The sequence below is a fragment of the Vibrio pacinii DSM 19139 genome (genome assembly GCF_000711795.1).
Taxonomy (GTDB): domain Bacteria; phylum Pseudomonadota; class Gammaproteobacteria; order Enterobacterales; family Vibrionaceae; genus Vibrio; species Vibrio pacinii.
Genome location: NZ_JONH01000011.1, coordinates 60,434 through 79,426, shown reverse-complemented (window position 1 = coordinate 79,426; position 18,993 = coordinate 60,434). Strand labels below are relative to the sequence as shown.

At 45.1% G+C, this 18,993-nt stretch carries 15 protein-coding genes; 3 read left to right on the top strand and 12 right to left on the bottom strand.

Annotated features, from left to right (window positions below; genetic code table 11):
- Window positions 1-129 precede the first annotated feature (129 nt).
- The gene (locus BS19_RS07435) at window positions 130-813 is read right to left on the bottom strand and encodes a DUF2786 domain-containing protein (RefSeq protein ID WP_038174376.1); all 684 of its coding nucleotides are present in this window, start codon (window positions 811-813) and stop codon (window positions 130-132) included.
- Window positions 814-977: 164 nt separating this feature from the next.
- Window positions 978-1,658, bottom strand: a complete 681-nt coding sequence (locus BS19_RS07430; protein ID WP_038174375.1) for a DUF3334 family protein — start codon at window positions 1,656-1,658, stop codon at window positions 978-980.
- A gap of 200 nt (window positions 1,659-1,858) precedes the next feature.
- Between BS19_RS07430 and ydiJ the strand changes: the two genes are divergently transcribed.
- Window positions 1,859-4,891, top strand: coding sequence for a D-2-hydroxyglutarate dehydrogenase YdiJ (gene ydiJ / locus BS19_RS07425; RefSeq protein ID WP_038174374.1), 3,033 nt, complete (start codon window positions 1,859-1,861; stop codon window positions 4,889-4,891).
- A 66-nt stretch (window positions 4,892-4,957) separates the two neighbouring features.
- Window positions 4,958-5,419: a methyltransferase family protein gene (locus BS19_RS07420; RefSeq protein ID WP_038174372.1), complete on the top strand. Its 462-nt coding sequence runs from the start codon at window positions 4,958-4,960 to the stop codon at window positions 5,417-5,419.
- 39 nt (window positions 5,420-5,458) lie between these two features.
- On the opposite strand, the gene BS19_RS07415 is transcribed toward BS19_RS07420, so the two are convergent.
- The 9 genes from BS19_RS07415 to BS19_RS07375 form a co-directional block, all read right to left on the bottom strand.
- Entirely contained in the window at window positions 5,459-6,865 is a 1,407-nt protein-coding gene (locus BS19_RS07415; RefSeq protein ID WP_038174371.1) for a leukocidin family pore-forming toxin, read from the bottom strand.
- 1 nt (window position 6,866) lies between these two features.
- Complete coding sequence (locus tag BS19_RS07410; RefSeq protein ID WP_038174370.1) at window positions 6,867-7,373, bottom strand: hypothetical protein; 507 nt, start codon at window positions 7,371-7,373, stop codon at window positions 6,867-6,869.
- Window positions 7,374-8,254: 881 nt separating this feature from the next.
- On the bottom strand, window positions 8,255-9,796 hold the full coding sequence (hutH, locus tag BS19_RS07405) for a histidine ammonia-lyase (RefSeq protein ID WP_038174369.1): 1,542 nt from the start codon (window positions 9,794-9,796) through the stop codon (window positions 8,255-8,257).
- An 11-nt stretch (window positions 9,797-9,807) separates the two neighbouring features.
- Window positions 9,808-11,505: a urocanate hydratase gene (hutU, locus tag BS19_RS07400; RefSeq protein ID WP_038174368.1), complete on the bottom strand. Its 1,698-nt coding sequence runs from the start codon at window positions 11,503-11,505 to the stop codon at window positions 9,808-9,810.
- 84 nt (window positions 11,506-11,589) lie between these two features.
- Window positions 11,590-12,588, bottom strand: coding sequence for a formimidoylglutamase (gene hutG, locus BS19_RS07395; RefSeq protein WP_038174366.1), 999 nt, complete (start codon window positions 12,586-12,588; stop codon window positions 11,590-11,592).
- Window positions 12,581-13,792: an imidazolonepropionase gene (gene hutI / locus BS19_RS07390; protein ID WP_038174365.1), complete on the bottom strand. Its 1,212-nt coding sequence runs from the start codon at window positions 13,790-13,792 to the stop codon at window positions 12,581-12,583. The genes hutG and hutI overlap by 8 nt, the downstream gene beginning before the upstream one ends.
- Window positions 13,793-13,933: 141 nt before the next feature.
- On the bottom strand, window positions 13,934-14,647 hold the full coding sequence (hutC, locus tag BS19_RS07385) for a histidine utilization transcriptional repressor HutC (RefSeq protein WP_038174364.1): 714 nt from the start codon (window positions 14,645-14,647) through the stop codon (window positions 13,934-13,936).
- A gap of 215 nt (window positions 14,648-14,862) precedes the next feature.
- Window positions 14,863-15,846 carry a DUF3187 family protein gene (locus BS19_RS07380; protein WP_084185946.1) on the bottom strand — a complete coding sequence of 328 codons (984 nt, stop codon included), beginning with the start codon at window positions 15,844-15,846 and terminating at the stop codon, window positions 14,863-14,865.
- A gap of 108 nt (window positions 15,847-15,954) precedes the next feature.
- Window positions 15,955-16,728: a nucleotidyltransferase family protein gene (locus BS19_RS07375; RefSeq protein ID WP_038174362.1), complete on the bottom strand. Its 774-nt coding sequence runs from the start codon at window positions 16,726-16,728 to the stop codon at window positions 15,955-15,957.
- Between the two features lie 327 nt (window positions 16,729-17,055).
- Between BS19_RS07375 and BS19_RS07370 the strand changes: the two genes are divergently transcribed.
- Window positions 17,056-17,706, top strand: a complete 651-nt coding sequence (locus BS19_RS07370; protein ID WP_038174361.1) for a thiopurine S-methyltransferase — start codon at window positions 17,056-17,058, stop codon at window positions 17,704-17,706.
- 75 nt (window positions 17,707-17,781) lie between these two features.
- Here BS19_RS07370 and purT read toward each other — a convergent pair whose 3' ends face one another.
- The gene (gene purT / locus BS19_RS07365; RefSeq protein ID WP_038174558.1) at window positions 17,782-18,957 is read right to left on the bottom strand and encodes a formate-dependent phosphoribosylglycinamide formyltransferase; all 1,176 of its coding nucleotides are present in this window, start codon (window positions 18,955-18,957) and stop codon (window positions 17,782-17,784) included.
- Window positions 18,958-18,993 lie beyond the last annotated feature (36 nt).

Sequence of the window (18,993 nt, the reverse complement as noted above, 5' to 3'; positions counted from 1 at the left end):
TAGCATTTTAGTTTGACCAATACCGAGTTTGATCAATGTGTTCCCTGAATAAAGCGGATGCTATATCTATTGTCAATTGATGAATAGATTAATTGACAATAGATTAACGTTTGATGAATAAAGTTTGTACTATCTCAGCATTTTTGGCGCTTGTGCACCATTAATAGGGCGGTTAACTGAAACCGTACGCCCTTTTTTAAAACCAACTTCATAATCGTCAGTGAGGTTTTTCATCGCCTCTCTAAGCTGTTGCTTAAAGGTTTCACGATCGATGTTCTGAAATTCTTTATCGATATAATCGTCGATTTTTTTGGCGGATTCGTCGTCAGGGCTAATAATCGGTAGTTTTTCGATAGCACCTTCAACCCAACCCGAGAGAAATGAATTAACTCGGCGAGTAACTTCAGTCGTTGGTGTGCCAGTGCCAGCAAAACTATTACGGAACCGACCAGTTTGTTCGTTCATTTCACGGTAAATAATGTCAAAGGCAAACGCGGCAAAGATGGCGCGATCTGCTTCACCGATATATTCAACGCGTTTAAGCCCTTTATGGTTGAGCAATACGGCCTCAACGCCAAACTTAGTATTAATACCACGAATAATGCGCAGCAGAGTGGAGCTCACGTTGGCAGGGAGTAAGTGAGTCGACTGGGTTTTTCCCATCTTAATGAACTCGATATCGTCTTTATCCAGACCATATTTAATCATTAAGCTATGGGCCATTTTAATCGCGTTGGCCGCTTCGTTAATGTTGGCTGAATTACCGAGTTCTAGACATTTCGCAATTTTTTTGAGGGCTTTTTGTTTATCCATCGACCGCATCAAATCTCACTAAATTGACAAAGTCGCACATTTTACCGTTTTCAGAGCAAAAACGGAAATCGGATATGTGTTTTAAACGGTATTTTTAGTAAACAGTAAAGGCTAACGAAAGTTACGCTAGCCTTTATCGCATCGATATAGTTGAACTTTAAGGATTAAATACCCAGCTCGTCAAAAAGATCGTCCGAGTTATCTTGTTTCGCCGCTGGTGGTTTTTGTTTTTGCTTCATCTTTTGCTGAGCTTGCTCGAGGATATCATCAGGACACTCATCTTCGGCAATGTCAAACTCTTCAAGTTGAATGAATTCAGTTTTGTCCATGGCAAGCTCAAGGTAGAAGATATGGCCTTTCTCAGTAGAGAAGGTTACGCGACGTGCTTGCGGGCGGTCTAAATTGGTATCAACTGACAAATTGACCTGTTTATTCAAAGAGAGCATTTTGGGTTGGTTCTGGGTGATATGCGTTTGCAGATCTTTGCGTATTTGGTTGGTAAAGTGACCCACCAGTTGGTTCATCAGTTCACCCAACACGTCAGCAACTTCGTCTGAGGTATGCGATACCGCAAGTTCATCTTCAGGCATACCCATATTACGCATGTAATTGGTGTATACCTCTAATGCGGCTTTTGAAGTGAAGTTAATGACAACAAGACCCGAAAACCCACCATCGAACAGCACAAAACAGCCGAAGTCCGGCTTAAGGCTGGTTTTAGTAATTTTCTGCACCATAGCAGAGTAAGTAACGTTCGAACTGGTGGCCGAAGTGAGCACACCAGAAACAGACTGGCATAACTTTAAAAGAATATCTTCTGTGGTGACTACTTTATTTCTTTTCATTGGTGATTCGCTCATAGAGATACTTACAAACAATAGAGATAGTTATAAGTGTGGGAAAAAAATGCGAGTATTGCCATTGTGACATTACATTTCTGTTTTGATCACCCTTTTAAATGTTGTACAGTGACTTGATTCAAATAATAGTTTAAACCACACGAACCCAGTGCTGATAGGATCAGCGTCGTAGGGGCAGGAAGCAAATGTTACCAAGACTACATTCTCAATCGGATGTTGATCCGATCGTTCTTACCTTTCTGGAAGAACTCAAAAATGCCGGCTTTAGTGGTGATATTGAAAGCCAATATTCTAGCCGACTGGCCGTTGCCACTGACAATAGTGTCTATCAACAGCTTCCACAAGCAGTGGTACATCCGAAATCGACTCGCGATGTGGCGTTAATCGGTAAGCTCTCGACGCAGTCTCACTATGAGCGTGTAACCTTTTCACCACGTGGCGGTGGTACCGGAACTAACGGTCAGTCACTGACCAAAGGTATCGTGGTTGATTTGTCTCGTCACATGAATAAGGTATTAGAAATCAACCAAGAACAAGGTTGGGTTCGTGTGCAAACGGGCATCATCAAAGACCAACTTAATGATGCGGTGCGTCCTTTTGGCTATTTTTTTTCGCCTGACCTATCAACCAGTAACCGCGCGACACTGGGTGGCATGATTAACACGGATGCGTCAGGACAAGGGTCACTGAAGTACGGAAAAACCTCTGACCATGTGTTGTCTCTGCAAGCGGTGTTTGCCGATGGTTCTTGTTTAGAGTCGGATCTTTCCCATGGCATGCCAACCGAAGGCGAGTATGCGTTTGATGCCTACCATACCACCGAGCAAGTGTGTCGTGAAAAGCGCGCTCAAATTGAGCAAAAATTTCCGCCGTTGAACCGCTTTTTGACAGGCTATGACTTAAAAAACGCTCTGAATAGTGAAAGTGATCGTTTTGATTTGACCCGCGTGCTGTGCGGCGCTGAAGGATCGTTAGCCTTCATTACAGAAGCTACACTTAACTTAACGCCGATTCCTAAAGCGCGAACTTTGGTTAACATCAAATACAACAGTTTTGATTCAGCGTTGCGCAACGCACCATTAATGGTTGAAGCGCAAGCTTTGTCAGTGGAAACAATTGATTCGAAAGTACTCAATCTTGCTAAACAAGATATCGTTTGGCACACCGTAAGCGACTTGTTAACTGATGTTCCTGGCAAAGAGATGCAAGGCATCAATATGGTTGAATTTGCCGGCCAAGATGAGCAAGAGGTGAATCAGCAAGTCAGCGATTTATGCCAGCGTCTTGATGTGATGCTGGCTGACAATCAGGCCGGTATCATCGGCTATCAAGTTTGCAGTGAATTGGCAAGCATTGGCCGTATTTATAATATGCGCAAAAAAGCAGTTGGTTTACTTGGCGCGGCGAAAGGGCGTGCTAAACCTGTCGCGTTCGCCGAAGACACTTGTGTGCCACCAGAAAATTTAGCAGATTTTATTGCTGAATTCCGAGAGCTGCTTGATGCGAAGTCACTTAATTACGGTATGTTTGGTCACGTGGATGCAGGGGTACTGCATGTGCGTCCGGCTCTCGATTTGTGCGATCCACAACAAGAAGCATTGATGCATCAAATCTCTGATGAAGTGGTGAAGCTGGTTGCCAAATATGGCGGCTTGATGTGGGGTGAGCATGGTAAAGGCTATCGTTCTGAGTATGGGCCAGAGTTTTTTGGTCAAGAGCTCTTTACTGAACTACGCCGGGTCAAAGCCGCTTTCGATCCGCACAATAAAATGAACCCGGGTAAAATCTGTACACCACTCAATAGCAATGAAGAGTTGGTTAAAGTGACAGACACCAAACGTGGTTACTTTGATCGTCAGATTGATGTTGAGGTGCGTGATAGTTTCAAACAGGCGATGGAATGTAATGGTAACGGCTTGTGCTTTAACTACGACACCTCATCGCCAATGTGTCCTTCGATGAAAGTGACTGCTGACCGTCGCCACTCACCGAAAGGTCGAGCAGGGTTAGTACGTGAATGGTTACGCCAGTTGACGGAGCAAGGGATTGATGTTCTTGATCTAGAAAAACAGGCGCTTGAGAACAGTAGTTCGATTAAGTCGATGATTGATCGTGTGCGCAATACTATCAATAAACGTCATGAGTATGATTTCTCGCACGAAGTGTATGAAGCGATGAATGGCTGTTTAGCCTGTAAAGCGTGTGCGAGCCAATGTCCGATTAAGGTTGATGTGCCAAGTTTCCGCTCGCGCTTTCTCAACCTTTACTACTCGCGTTATCAACGACCAGTTAAAGACTATTTGGTCGCCAATATTGAAACCATGTTGCCAGTACTTGCTAAAGCACCAAAACTGGTTAACGGAGCGTTAAAGCAGCAATGGGTGCAAGATCTAACGGCGAAAACCGTAGGTTATGTCGACTCGCCGTTGTTGTCGGTTCCTACGCTTAAACAGCAGGTCTCTGGGCTCAAAAAGTTTGATTTACAGCAGCTGGCTGCACTGTCTAAGCAAGACAAAGCCAATCATGTGGTGATTGTTCAAGACCCATTCACTAGCTACTATGATGCTCAGGTGGTCGCTGATTTTGCAGCTTTGATCACCAAACTGGGTAAAACGCCGGTATTGTTGCCATTTAAGCCTAATGGTAAGGCGCAACACATCAAAGGTTTCCTGCAGCAATTTGCCTCGAGTGCTGCCAATACCGCGGCGTTTCTTCAGCAGGTTGCTGATATAGGCATTCCGCTGGTTGGGGTAGATCCTGCATTAGTGCTTTGTTACCGCGATGAGTATCAAGAGGTGCTTGGTGGCAAGCGCGGCGATTTCCAAGTATTGACGGTGCATGAATGGTTAGAGCCAAAACTGCATGAGTATGAGGTGCGCGAGTGTGCGGATGAGCAACCTTGGTATCTGTTTGCCCACTGTACTGAAAAGACCAAAATGCCAAATGCCGAGAAAGAGTGGGGCACTATTTTTAGCCACTTTGGTGCGCGATTGAATACGGTTGCGGTTGGTTGTTGTGGAATGGCGGGCACATTTGGTCACGAAGTCGATAAACTGCAAATGTCGAAAGACATCTACGGACTCAGTTGGAAGCCTAAACTTGAACCCTTGGACAAAGAGCGTTGCTTAATCACGGGGTATTCGTGTCGCAGCCAAGTGAAACGTTTTGAAGAGGTTAAAACTAAACACCCTCTTCAGGCGCTATTGCAAATACTCTAATTTAAATAGCTCAACCGATTCGGTTGAGCTATTTTTTAGTAATACTATGGCAACTAAGGTCGTTAAATGGGCAAGCTTGAAACAAAAATACCGCCAGTGGCACTGTTTGTTCTGTTTATCGTTGCGATGAACTTTATCAATCGAGAGTTTTTGGTGTTCCACCTTAACTTGCCATTGAATGGTATGGTTTTTTTACTGTGCTTTATCGTTTCAGGCGTGATTGGCATTGCAGGGGTATATCAGTTTCGTCGTGCGCAAACCACGGTGAATCCAGTCAAAGTAGACGGTGCTTCAGCTATGGTCGAAAGCGGTATTTTTGCGTACACACGCAACCCGATGTATCTCGGTCTATTTCTGTTGTTGTTTGGTTTTGGCTACTGGCAACAAAACCTACTTTCAATCGTCTTTAGCTTTAGCTTTATCCTCTATATGAACCGCTTTCAAATCCTCCCAGAAGAACGGGCGCTTGAAGCCATTTTTGGTGCGCAATATATTGATTACAAACAGCGGGTAAGACGTTGGATATGAAAACGGAAGGTCTTGCCTTCCGTATAGAATTGACCAAACTTACAGTTTGATTTGTTGCAGAGTTGGTTTCCACCTTGCTTGAGTGGCTTCCGCCTCTGGGGTGACCCCAACATTACGGCCATCTATAATATTTAGAACGTAACGTTGATTCGTTCCATCTACATAGCGGCTGATAAGTTTATCGCCTTCCCAGAACCATTTCTGAGCAAGGTTCGAGCTACAGGATTCCACGGTTATCGTTCTATTTGAGGACACTGTTAGGCAACGATCTGGTGCGATGCGACTGCGATAACGTTCATTATTATCTAGACCCCAAATCTGATTCCAGTCACCGTGGCAACTCCAACCATCCACTGGACTGCCTTCTTCCGTTTTGCTGCCGTATACATCCAAGCATAAGTCATTGTTGCTTAGTGATTGTAAAGTGACATGAGCTTCAGCTTCAAACAAAGGGTGACTCCAATCTATGCGAACTCTGCGAGGAATTGACCATCCAGTAGATGCCCAAGCCTTAGGCCCATAGGCTGAAAAAAATGCGGAGGGTAATACTTCTCCATAACGAGCTTTGGCGACAAACTTAGCACCGATTTCGAAATCCGTTGTATCTGCTTGAGAAACAGGTGCTTCGTAGATGACATCGTAGTTTGGCTTGAAGTTAGCGTATGAAATAGGGTTGAACTTTGATTTATCAAATACCCAGCCACTACCCCAGTGTGCTGACGTGAAATAACAGCCTAATTCTTGGCGGCGCAATTCATCACACTGATCAAATTCACGCTCAAAGGAAACTTGAAAGTCGCTTAATGAGGAGCGGTTATTAACGCGATAGTCTTTGGTATCAAAGACTAATGTTTTTTCATTTTTGTAGCTAAATGAGCCACTCACTTCTGCACTGGCTTTAGGGCCATCTTTACCAACTTCCGCCCCAACTGAGCCATTGATGCCAATTGAGTAGCCGTGTGTATCGCGATGCTGGTAGTTTTTGTTTTCGTTATGGGGAAAGTCGCTGACTTTTTTGGGTATATAACCAGAGACAGGCTTGACCCACAAGTCATAACTGCTAGCAAAAGGACCAATATAAGTACGACGGTTAGCCCAGCTTTGGAACCAGCTATGACCCTGTTGGAGAGTGTCAACTAAGTGAAAACCTGTGCCCGGTTTGTTTGCATCGACAGTAAAACGAACGATTTTTGCATCAGCGGTGAAACCTTGTGATGTCGAAGATTGTACTGAGCGCATCTGTGTTACATTGACACGAATGTCTACTGACGCGCCTGCATCACACCAGTCCCGCTTAGTCTCAAAGTCAGCACTCTTGTATAGATTACATGTTAGTTTCGAGCTGGTGATATAATAGACTTTTTCAACGATCGGCACATAATCTTCGGCGATAGCATTGACAGAAACAGCGAGTAGCGAAAGGGTAAAAATGGTAGACGTTTTCATATTACTCACCTCCAAAATTTAGGCGATCAAGAGCGTGAACCAATGATTGATTGAGGCTTTCCAGCTCAGCTGCTGAATTCGTGATTGAGTCGCCGTTTTCGTTTCGAACATCGGCAACGATTGAATTAATGATGTTATCTCCTTGATAAATGCCAGTGATAACAACAGGTGCATCGCTTCCAAGTCCGGTTATTTTTTGGCTTTGCTCTATTTTGTCTTCGTCGCTTGCGAGCAGCCTAAGGTCGACGATGACTATTTCTCCTTTAACGACGTGCGACTTCGCGATGTCAATGTCTTGGCTAGATGCTGAGCCTACATTGATGTACAGCGCATCTCTTGCTGTTAAGATTCCGTCATAGACACGCACTGGTTGCTGATAGTGCTCTGCGACTAACTGTGAGATTTCACTTTCACTACCCAACAACTGAATATCAGAAAAAGCGTGACCAGCAAGCAGTGAAGGTAACAGAGTCAGTGCCCTAAGAATGACTGTAGATTTATTTGGCATGTTGAGTTCCTTAATAATGGTTATTTTTTATTCAACAATGTATGTATTTGTTAGTTTTGTACTGATTTTTTGTTTTCCCTAATAAGTCATAAATGCTATTCAGGATTAATTTATCTTGTTAATCATTGTGTTTGTAATATTTTCTAACATGATAATTATATTTTTGTGAAGAAGTTTATAAGCAATATTTTTGAATTAATATTCTTAAATCAATACACATAACGTGATTATGGTTCAGTTTTTATAATTATTCTCGCTCTAAGAAACTTGATATCGATGCATGTATTTGTTTGATTAATGATCTAGTTGCTAGATTTATCACTATTCTAGACGGTTTTTTAAAGCTCATTTTTCTATGCTTGATAAAGCTAATGAAATATTAGTTGTTGTTATATAAGTGTTTTACTATTATTAAGGTGTGGGGAACGTTGAGATTACATTCAATCAAGAATGGAAGAGGGGATAGTTATCACCTTACAAACTACAGACTTAAAAATAGAGTAATTACACTAATTTAAATTCAGTTTTGTATAATGATATTTAAATAAATATTAAACCAAGATCACTATTTAATATTTATCGATATTTATATTTCCCACTGGATTTTATGTTAATTATGAGGTGTTGATGTGTTGTTAAGTTAAATAATAACGATGAGGGTTAATAGATAGGCAATGACTAAATAAGTTAAGACTAAATTAATGAAGGTAAAATTAATCTTTGTTAATTTAGGTTTTATTAATAAATTTTTTAATGAAGTGATATAGGCTATAAATAATATTTGGATAGGTTATATAGACATCGTATTAAAAAAAATTAACGCCGCTCACTTATAAGCGAGCGGCGTTAACACTTTCTTAGACATCAATTATTGCTTGTTACTAATCCACAACAACACTAGGCAGTAGCGCTTCTGGCATCAAATGGTTATGAACGGCAAGCTCTAGCAGTGAGTTGGCCGCTTCGATATCAGGCGCAAAATATCGATCCTTGTCGTAGAACGTGACTTTTTCACGCAGAATCTGCTTAGCCTCTTCAATGCGTTGCGATGACTTGTTCGGTGCGCGAAAATCTATACCTTGCGCGGCGGACAAGTATTCCACGGCCAAAATTCCACGGGTATTTTCTGCCATATAACGCAAACGGCGACCAGCAAATGTTGCCATAGATACATGGTCTTCTTGATTGGCCGAGGTTGGCAAACTATCTACTGACGCTGGGTGGGCCAAGGTTTTGTTTTCACTGGCAAGCGCCGCCGAGGTGACTTGGGCAATCATAAAGCCTGAGTTAACGCCACCGTTGTCAACAAGGAAAGGAGGCAGTTTCGACAGTGCGCTATCAATCAGCAGCGCCATACGACGCTCAGATAAGCTGCCGATTTCAGCAATGGCTAACGCTAAATTATCCGCCGCCATTGCCACTGGTTCAGCGTGGAAGTTGCCCCCAGAGATGATGTCACCATCTTCAGCAAATACCAATGGGTTGTCTGATACCGAGTTGGCTTCAACTTGCAGGATTTCTGCAGAGTTACGAATTTGCTGCAAACATGCGCCCATTACCTGAGGCTGACAACGTAGCGAGTATGGATCTTGTACTTTTTCACAGCCAGTGTGTGAGTCGCCGATTTCGCTGCTGGTATCGAGCAGGTGGCGATAAGCCGTTGCTGCATCCATTTGACCACGATGACCGCGCACGCGGTGAATCCGTGGATCGAATGGACGGCGACTGCCGAGTGCGGCCTCTACAGACATTGCGCCACACACCGTGGCAGAGGCAAAGAGATCTTCTGCGGCAAACAGACCTTCAAGCGCAAACGCCGTTGAGGCTTGTGTGCCGTTGAGTAGTGCTAAGCCTTCTTTTGGCGCGAGAGTGATGGGTTCTAGTCCCGCGATTTTGAGTGCCTCTTGGCCAGAGATTATCTCGCCATTGTGACGCGCTTGGCCTTCACCTAACAGAACAGTGCTCATATGTGCCAGTGGGGCTAAGTCGCCTGATGCGCCTACTGAGCCTTTTTGTGGCACACACGGGTAAACTTGCGCGTTGACCAGATCGATCAGCGCTTGAATGACTTTTAGACGAATACCAGAATAGCCGCGTGATAAGCTATTGATTTTAAGTACCATCATTAAACGCACGGTTTCATCGGACATAAACTTACCGATACCGGCTGCATGAGAAAGCACGATGCTTCTTTGCAGCGTTTCAAGATCTTCAGGTGCAATTCGTGTATTCGCCAGTAGGCCAAAGCCTGTATTGATGCCGTACACAGTGCGATCTTCGGCAATGACTTGTTCAACAACTTGAGTGCTCTCATCAATCGCAGGTATCGCGCTAGGATCAAGAGAGAGCTTGAGCGGTGAGCGACTAATCTGACGCAATACCGGTAGGCTCAATTGGCCTGGCTTAAGAGTGAGGTTTAACATCTAAATAATCCTTATTTAAGCTTGCGCAGTTCTTCGTTTAACATCGGTAAGTCTAGGCCTTGTTCGGCGGCGCAGCGTTTTGCAATATCGTAGCCCGCATCAGCATGACGCATAACACCAGTGGCTGGGTCATTGTGTAATACGCGAGCAATACGCTCTGACGCATCGTCACTACCATCACAACAAATGACCATTCCTGAGTGTTGTGAAAAGCCCATACCAACGCCGCCGCCGTGGTGCAATGAAACCCAAGTGGCACCGCCAGCAGTGTTTAATAGGGCGTTAAGCAGTGGCCAATCTGATACGGCATCAGAACCATCCATCATACCTTCTGTTTCTCGGTTAGGGCTAGCAACGGAGCCAGAGTCTAAGTGGTCACGACCGATCACAATGGGTGCTTTCAATTCACCATTTTTGACCATCTCGTTAAAGGCTTGACCTAAACGCTCACGATCTTTGAGCCCAACCCAACAGATACGTGCAGGCAGGCCTTGGAATTGAATCCGCTCGCGCGCCATGTCGAGCCAGTTGTGCAAGTGCGGGTTATCTGGGATCAACTCTTTAACTTTTTGGTCTGTTTTGTAAATGTCTTCAGGATCGCCTGACAGTGCTGCCCAGCGAAACGGCCCAATGCCTTCACAAAATAGTGGGCGGATATAAGCGGGAACAAAGCCTGGGAAGTCGAAAGCATTTTCCACGCCCTTTTCTAGAGCCATTTGACGAATATTATTGCCGTAATCCAGTGTTGCCGCGCCGCGAGCTTGTAGCTCTAACATGGCGCGAACCTGAATCGCCATTGACTCTTTGGCCGCATTAACTACCGCCGCTTCGTCTGTTAAGCGTAATTGCGCCGCATGTTGCATTGACCAGCCAATTGGTAGGTAACCATTGAGTGGATCGTGCGCTGAGGTTTGGTCTGTCACTACATCTGGCGTGATATTTCGTTCAACCAGTTCTGGGAACACATCACCAGCATTGCCAAGCAAACCAACCGATATTGGAGTGTCTGATTCGTAAACCATTGATAGCGCTTCATCGAGGCTGGTGGCTTTTTTATCGACGTAACCAGTTCTGAGACGGTAATCGATACGTGACTCGTCACACTCAACAGCGATCATCGAAAAACCCGCCATTGTTGCTGCGAGTGGTTGCGCGCCACCCATACCACCAAGTCCGCCAGTAAGCACCCAACGACCGTTGGCATTGCCATCAAAATGCTTCTTGGCAACGGAGACGAAGGTTTCATAGGTACCTTGCACAATGCCTTGTGAGCCGATGTAAATCCAACTACCCGCAGTCATTTGGCCGTACATCATCAGACCTTGCTTATCGAGCTCATTAAAGTGCTCCCAGTTTGCCCAGTGTGGCACAAGGTTAGAGTTAGCGATCAGTACACGAGGAGCGTTTTTATGCGTTGGGAAGACGCCCACAGGTTTACCTGATTGCACCACTAGGGTTTGGTCATCTTCAAGACGTTCAAGTACCTCAACAATTTTGTCGTAACATTCCCAGTTACGCGCCGCGCGGCCGATACCACCATAGACAACCAGTGCATGCGGATGTTCAGCCACATCTGGGTCTAGATTGTTCATCAGCATTCGCAGAGGGGCTTCTGTCAGCCAAGATTTCGCTCTCAATGCTGTGCCGTGAGGGGCACGAATGGTTCGACTTGTATCGAGGCGCATCTCTTCAACTTGGCGCTGTGTCATGGTAATACTCCTTGTGATTGACGGTATCTAGGCTAAACGAGGGGTAGAGGTTACTCTTGTTCCTCGTTGTTTCTGGCCTAGGTGTTATTGTTCTGAAAAAGCGTTGGCGATATCCCAACACAACCTTGCAGCAAGGCGGGCGGTTTGACTGTCGACATCGTAAGTAGGGTTGTATTCGGCGATGTCGGCGATCACTAATTTGTGTTTGTAATGTAAAATTCGCTCCATAAACGGTGTGATCATATCGATGCTGACCCCTCGCGCGGCTGGAGCACTGACGCCCGGCGCTGTGGCTGCTGGGAACACATCGAGGTCGATGGTGAGATAGAGGTAGTCACAGTTATCGAGAAAGTGCTGCAATTGAGTCAAATGATAAATATGGTTGTGATGAGCAAGATCTTTGTCTTCGATATACCAAACGCCCAGTTCGTCGGCTCGAGTGAAAAGGGCTTCAGTATTACTCGCTCGGCTTACCCCTAGACAGGCGTAATGGAAAGGCCATTGGCGCTGTGCACAGTAGTGTTGAATTTGATTGAACGGTGTACCAGAGCTGGGTTTCACTTCGGCTTGTTGGCTTTCAAATGCGCGTAAATCAAAATGCGCATCAAAATTGATGATGCCGATTTTAGGTGGCTTGGCGACATTGAGTGACTCAAAGTATTTGGCTAAGCCTAAGAACGATGCCCAAGCCACTTCATGCCCGCCACCAAGCGTAATCACAGGCGTCGATTTTAGCGCAAGGGCAATAACCTCAGCACACTCGGTTTGACTTTGTTCGAGCAAATCATCGTCACAAATAACATTACCCAGATCGATCAGTGAGTGTGGTTGATGCCAAGCCATATTGGCCAGAGCGCGGCGGATTAAGTCAGGTGCGTGCTTGGCCCCAATACGACCTTTATTGCGCGCGACGCCAGCATCACTGCAAAAACCAAGTAGGCTTACGGCGTTGCTGTGTGATGGAATCTGCTCCACTTGCATTTTCTTGACTACATGATGCACGCGTTTGCCATGGGCACCATCTTCAGCGTCGTGGCGCCCTTGCCAATGGAAATCTTGGTGAGTCTTGACTGGCTTAGACATAATCTAACTCTCCTGCAACTAAGCGCGCCGATAATCGTGGCGCACCTTGGAAATAGCTGAATTCAGCCGGATGTGAGACTTCCCAAATCGCCAAATCAGCATCAAATTTAGGCTGAATTTGACCACGAGAGTTACCATAACCTAAAGCCTGAGCAGCATGACAGGTAACGCCGCGAAGTGCCTCTTCCGGGGTCAGACCGAACAGAGTACACCCCATATTCATCATCATGGTTAAATCGGCAAACGGCGAGGTGCCTGGATTCAAATCGGTTGCGATCGCCATAGGTACTTGGTACTGGCGCAGCAGTTCTATCGGTGGTTGTTGCTTCTCTTTGAGGAAGTAAAATGCACCCGGAAGCAATGTAGCCACGGTACTCGAGTTTGCTAATGCTTCGACGCCAGATTGATCAAGATATTCGATGTGATCAACTGATAACCCCGAGTATTGCGCCGTTAATGCGCTGCCACCTAAGTTTGACAGTTGTTCGGTGTGACCTTTGACTTTTAAACCATGTTCTATCGCCGCTTGGAACACCTTTTCGGTTTGCTTAAGGTTAAACCCGATCGACTCACAAAAAACATCAACACTGGTCGCGAGCTTTTCCTCGGCAACCAATGGAATGATCGTCTGACAGACGTAGTCAATGTAAGCATCGCCGCGACCTGTAAACTCAGGGGGTAAAGCATGTGCGGCTAATAGTGTCGTAGTGACGCGAATTTTTCGATGGGCTTCAAGCGCTTTGGCGGCGCGCAACATCTTTATTTCATCATCAAGGGTTAGGCCATATCCCGATTTAACTTCAACGGAGGTAACGCCTGTGCGGATTAGACCATCAAGACGAGGTAGAGCAAGCTCGGTTAATTGCGCTTCGCTGGCATCACGAGTGGCTCTGACGGTTGAAAGAATGCCGCCACCTTGTTGGGCAATTTGTTGGTAAGGGACACCGTTGAGACGTTGCTCAAATTCATCGGCACGGCTACCAGCAAAAATCAGATGCGTGTGACTATCAATAAAACCGGGGGTCACCAATTTGCCTTGGCAGTTAAAACTGGAATGCGCCTTGATGGGAGCCTGGCTAAGAGTATCAATACGACCTTGCTTAATGCCAATATTGCACGGTGCTGATACCGTGTAACCATTTGCACCTGGCGCCATAGTGACCATAGATGCGTTGGTTAATACTAGATCATTGATAGAACTCATCACTGTTACTCATAATTAAATGTATATACAATTATGCTTTCAGAGATAGAATTTGTACAAGTGTAATGTTGCAAAAATGTGATCAGTGAGTAGTATCTGTGGTGGAACCGCTTTTTTAACTTTAGTTTATTCTGCTGGGTATCAACTTAGCAGTACTTTAGAGCTTAACTTGTAACGTGTACCAGGATGATAAAGCAGTGCAGTACTAACGAGTTTATCGTCACTCCATGTGCGGCGATTGAGTAATAGGCACGGCTCACTAACGGCTAACCTAAGAGCGACGCGCACAGCATCGCCAGCGACTATTGCTTCGACAGTGTGCTCAATTGCACTTAATGGGCAGTTCTCGGATAGATATTGATTGGGTGTCATTTGAGAGAAGTCTTGCTCCAAATAATTTGGAGCGTAATGGGCATTGACCCAGCGCATTTCCAGCTGGATAGGAAGTTTGTCTTCAAAGTGTATTATCTCACTATAAAAAACATGGCTTCCAAGCATGACGCCAAGCTTCATTGCCACCGCATCATCGGCAGTGAGTGCAATTTGCTTGATGACTTTACTGCTGTAAGTCTTTCCGCGTTGTTCGACTTCTTTAGCGATATTACGAATATCGAGCAGCGGTGACTCTGCTTTATCATCTGGGGCACAGACAAACGTCCCCAATCTTGGCCTACGTAATAGCCGTCCTTCTGTTACCAGATCGCGGATTGCCTTATTGACGGTCATACGACTGACATTAAACTGTTTAGTCAGCTCGATTTCGGTGGTAATTCGATGGCCGACGGGCCAAAGGCCACTGTCGATTTGGTCGGCAATATAGCGTTTGATCTGCAGATATAGGGGCGACTGGCTCATTTTCTTATCGTATATTAAATTGACTATACAAATGGTTATACATTTACCGTGATAATGCAAGCAATCTGATTTAATCGTGAGACTACGTCACAACCTTTTACGTTTAATACATTGCCTAGCAGAAGTTAGCCTTTGATTAAGTATCTACGGCGATCAGTGGCTGTTGTTTTCGCTTCACCGTGATGCTGAGGATAATGAGGTTAAACCTTGCTTATTTAAGACTCACCAGCACCAAAACGATAACGAAATGTGACGCCGAATGCGATATCGGTACTATTGTCGGCGTTAAACATGTTTTCGACCGCGGTTATCTCAACCGCTGAATTTTTTAATCGATAGCGATAGCCAAAAGTGAACTCGGTTGATGGCTTAGAGAATTCACTCTCGTCAGTGGTGATTCCCTGATGAACGGCAAACTGGCCAATCAAGGCGTGATTAGGTAACCATTGATAGCGGTAACTTGCGCCTAAAGACCAGTTGCTGTTGCGATATGGTATCTGTTTAAAAACCGTTGGTGTGTTGCGAAAAGTGATGGCAACACTGGTATCGAAGCCATGTTTTTCGCGCTGATAACCATAATTAATCTGCAACGCTTGTTCAAAGTCCGATGAGCTGAAAATACCGTGGTTTGTGTCATTGTAGTAAAGCGAAGCCCCTATCGAGACCCCATGATTGCTATGAGTCATAATTTGATATTGCAGGTAACCCGTCAAGGCATGGCTTAGGGTTTCGCTGCGAAAGCCTTCTAATTCAATTCCGTACTCGGGCATATTGATCACGAAGCGATCATTGTTAACTTCCGTCCGGCCGTTTTGTTCGAGTCCAACCCAATCATGAAAAGCAATTGTTAATCGATCGAGATGGTTATTGCCCGCGTAATTCCAACGGTAATTAAGGTCTACCTGCCAGCGCTCGTTCCACTGCCATTTGCCTCCAATCGCGAGCTGATTTTGATAATAATCGAGTTCATATTGCTCCGTGACTGCCCAGATACTCGACACGACACCTGATGCGTAAACTTCACTGTGGTCAACAGGCATCGAAAAACCAGAGCGCAACTGTGGAGAAAGGCTATTGGTATGAAAAGGGGATTGAGTATAGCTTTGCAATGGTCCATAGCCGTCGTTGGTATTGGCATTCGTTTGATAGGTCAGCAAGATAGCCAGTAGGCAGATCGCTGTGCGCCAGTCGATGGTCATTATATCCTCCAAACTATTTGATTATCCTTTTGATATAAATATAGTTTGAAAGATTAATGACCGCTCATTAAAACCAGCTACCTAGGCTTAGGTATGCACAGAAAATCGTTATGCGGCAGAGAGATGCGTTGTGATATAAGGCTGCCAAGCATTTTGGTACAGGGCTTCAGATTCACGGCGCATTGAGCGAATTTGTGCAACTTCAAAGTCATTCAATTCACGGTTTTCACGTGCGGCTTGGCGCTCAATTTTTTGTACGTTCTCATAAATGTCGTGTTCAGGGCCGCTTTTAACATCAGCAATAGCTTTGAGGTGGAGTTGGATTTCTGCAATTAAACCAGTTTTAGGTAATTTGACTAGGAGATTTAAATCGCGATAGCCAGAGGCTGCGGGTTTTTTAAAACGGTTTTTCGCTTTAACTACCGTGGTTTCGCGGTTTAATACTTCGTAAACAGACATCAGACTTTCGATATCATCAGCGACAATCGTGGCACGAGCAAGGTCAGTGATGCGTTCCACTTGACCGTTCAATTCATGGGCAATCTTGTCTTTGGCGCGCTGAGAAGCTTTGATGCCAGCAAAATAGGCGGTGGTATCAGTCAAGAGAGCAGTACTTTTACACAAGGTTTCTAGTTCGGCTTGAGCCTGGTGGGCTTTGCTATAAAGGATGTCAAAATCACTATAAGGCTGAAGAGGCAAGGTAGGCATAGACTGGATGCCATACAGGCCGCTCAAGTTATGTTTGAACGCTTGTGAGCAGACTTGGTTTTGGTTAGTCGGATGATTTTGTTGCTCATCGGGAGCCGTCGGAATAGCGGCAAATGCAGGGGCTCGGCTGAGCATCAAAAGCATTAACGCCGTGGTACGCAAGAATAGACTCATGCACTCTCCTTAGATATGTAGGCTGGGCTAAAAGGGGCCAAACAAAGGTCTACCGCTTGCGCTACTTATCTCTGATTAATAAATGGGGCTTTTATTTCGCTTTACCAATCCTCACTTTGAACCTTGATTAAAAACTTTGAGCCTTATCTCATTTTGTTATCATTCAATTAGAGTTACGGCCAAAATTTAGGTTCAACAGCAATGTGTTACTGAATATATCGTATTTATATGAACGTAATCTGAATAACAGAAAAGCAATCGGGGATACCCAGACGCATGAGATTCCGCTAGGCTAGGTGTGATTAAAGCCAGTAACCGAGAAAAAAGATGAGAGACCCAGAATTTTGGCACAACAAGTGGGCAGCGAACCAACTTGGTTTTCATTTAGACGATGTCAATCCCTTATTGGTAGAGTATTGGTCCAATACAAAACCGGACTATCAGGATAAAGTCTTTGTCCCTTTATGTGGTAAATCGGAGGATTTAGTTTGGCTTGCCGCCAAGCATGGCGACGTTCAAGGTGTCGAGCTGAGTAATATTGCCGTTCGAGCTTTTTTTGCAGAGCATTTTTATACTCCGATGGTGGTGCCGATTAATGGTCAGCATGAGCTGTTTCAATTCGATGAACTATCGATTTACACCGGAGACTTGTTTACCGCGCCAATAAAACCAGTCGATATTGTTTATGATCGAGCATCGTTGGTGGCGCTGCCACCCGAGATGCGAGTTGATTATGCCAATAGAATCAAGTCATTACTGAATCCTGGCGGGCGTATTTTGCTGGTTAGTTTAGATTATCCGCAACACGAAATGGCAGGGCCACCGTTCTCAGTGGCAGAGCAAGAAATTCACGCATTGTATCCTGAATTTAAAATAACCAAGCTTTATCGTGATGAGGCGAATGAAACTCACCCTAAAATTGCCAACAAAGGTCTGTCTCGATTTGCTGAAGAAGTCTATTTGTTAGAAAGTAACTAGTCGTCGTTGGTCAAAGTGGAATAGATAGAAAAAGGCTTGGTCTCGAACCAAGCCTTTTTCGTGTCTTTGGGTCAATTAATAGATGATTTTAATCTGAGCGGCGCTAGTGACAGCATCTTCAACGGCTTGTTCAACAGTGTCTCGGCGAGTGATTGCGACACCTAAACGGCGGCGACCATCAATGTCAGGTTTGGCAAATAAACGCAACTGGGTTTGTGGCGCCGCTAGGGCTTTATCGAGGCCGTCAAATTGTATGTTGTTTGAAGTACCTTGGCCAAGAATAACCGCTGATGCAGATGGTCCATACTGAGTAATGGCCGAAATCGGTAGACCAGTAAACGCGCGAACATGAAGCGCAAACTCTGAACTGTCTTGAGAAAGTAAAGTAACCAAGCCAGTATCGTGTGGGCGCGGAGAGACCTCATTAAAGATCACGCTGTCACCTTTGACAAACAGCTCAACGCCAAAAATTCCGTATCCACCCAAAGCATTAACCACTTTACCTGCGGCATCTTGAGCGGCTCTGAGCGCGATATCAGACATCACTTGTGGCTGCCAAGATTCACGATAGTCGCCATCTTCTTGACGATGGCCAATCGGCGCACAGTAATGAACGCCATCAACGGCACGTACAGTCAGTAGGGTAATTTCGTAGTCAAAATCAATAAAGCCTTCAACAATAACGCGTCCGGCACCAGTACGGCCACCTTGTTGGGCATAATTCCATGCTTTTTCAATGTCGTCGGTGCATTTGATTACGCTTTGCCCTTTGCCTGACGAACTCATCACGGGTTTACACACACAAGGCATACCTACGGTTTCGACAGCGGCGCGAAACTCTGGGTAGTTGTCAGCAAAGCGATATGCCGATGTATTAAGGCCGAGCTCTTCAGCCGCGAGGCGACGAATGCCTTCACGGTTCATCGTCAGTTTGGTCGCTTTCGCAGTTGGGACGATGTTGACACCTTTCGCCTCCAGTTCAACCAGTTTATCAGTGGCGATGGCTTCGATTTCAGGCACGACATAGTCTGGTTGCTCATTATCAATGATGGCTTGCAGAGCGTCACCATCAAGCATATCAAGAGTGTAGCTACGGTGAGCAACTTGCATAGCGGGGGCGTTTTCATAACGATCACAAGCAATCACTTCAAGGCCAAGACGTTGACACTCAATCGCGACCTCTTTACCCAATTCACCCGAGCCCAATAGTAAAACACGTGTAGCTTGACTTGCTGTTGCTGTACCAAACATTTTTAACCCTATCATCTTAAAGGAATAGAAACTGAA

Bases quoted from the DNA above. Each gene is read 5' to 3' on its own strand.
- BS19_RS07435 (WP_038174376.1), bottom strand. From the start codon at position 813: ATGGATAAACAAAAAGCCCTCAAAAAAATTGCGAAATGTCTAGAACTC.
- hutC (WP_038174364.1), bottom strand. From the start codon at position 14,647: ATGAGCCAGTCGCCCCTATATCTGCAGATCAAACGCTATATTGCCGAC.
- ydiJ (WP_038174374.1), top strand. From the start codon at position 1,859: ATGTTACCAAGACTACATTCTCAATCGGATGTTGATCCGATCGTTCTT.
- BS19_RS07430 (WP_038174375.1), bottom strand. From the start codon at position 1,658: ATGAAAAGAAATAAAGTAGTCACCACAGAAGATATTCTTTTAAAGTTA.
- BS19_RS07380 (WP_084185946.1), bottom strand. From the start codon at position 15,846: ATGACCATCGACTGGCGCACAGCGATCTGCCTACTGGCTATCTTGCTG.
- BS19_RS07375 (WP_038174362.1), bottom strand. From the start codon at position 16,728: ATGAGTCTATTCTTGCGTACCACGGCGTTAATGCTTTTGATGCTCAGC.
- BS19_RS07420 (WP_038174372.1), top strand. From the start codon at position 4,958: ATGGGCAAGCTTGAAACAAAAATACCGCCAGTGGCACTGTTTGTTCTG.
- purT (WP_038174558.1), bottom strand. From the start codon at position 18,957: ATGTTTGGTACAGCAACAGCAAGTCAAGCTACACGTGTTTTACTATTG.
- BS19_RS07415 (WP_038174371.1), bottom strand. From the start codon at position 6,865: ATGAAAACGTCTACCATTTTTACCCTTTCGCTACTCGCTGTTTCTGTC.
- hutG (WP_038174366.1), bottom strand. From the start codon at position 12,588: ATGTCTAAGCCAGTCAAGACTCACCAAGATTTCCATTGGCAAGGGCGC.
- hutU (WP_038174368.1), bottom strand. From the start codon at position 11,505: ATGACACAGCGCCAAGTTGAAGAGATGCGCCTCGATACAAGTCGAACC.
- BS19_RS07370 (WP_038174361.1), top strand. From the start codon at position 17,056: ATGAGAGACCCAGAATTTTGGCACAACAAGTGGGCAGCGAACCAACTT.
- hutI (WP_038174365.1), bottom strand. From the start codon at position 13,792: ATGAGTTCTATCAATGATCTAGTATTAACCAACGCATCTATGGTCACT.
- BS19_RS07410 (WP_038174370.1), bottom strand. From the start codon at position 7,373: ATGCCAAATAAATCTACAGTCATTCTTAGGGCACTGACTCTGTTACCT.
- hutH (WP_038174369.1), bottom strand. From the start codon at position 9,796: ATGTTAAACCTCACTCTTAAGCCAGGCCAATTGAGCCTACCGGTATTG.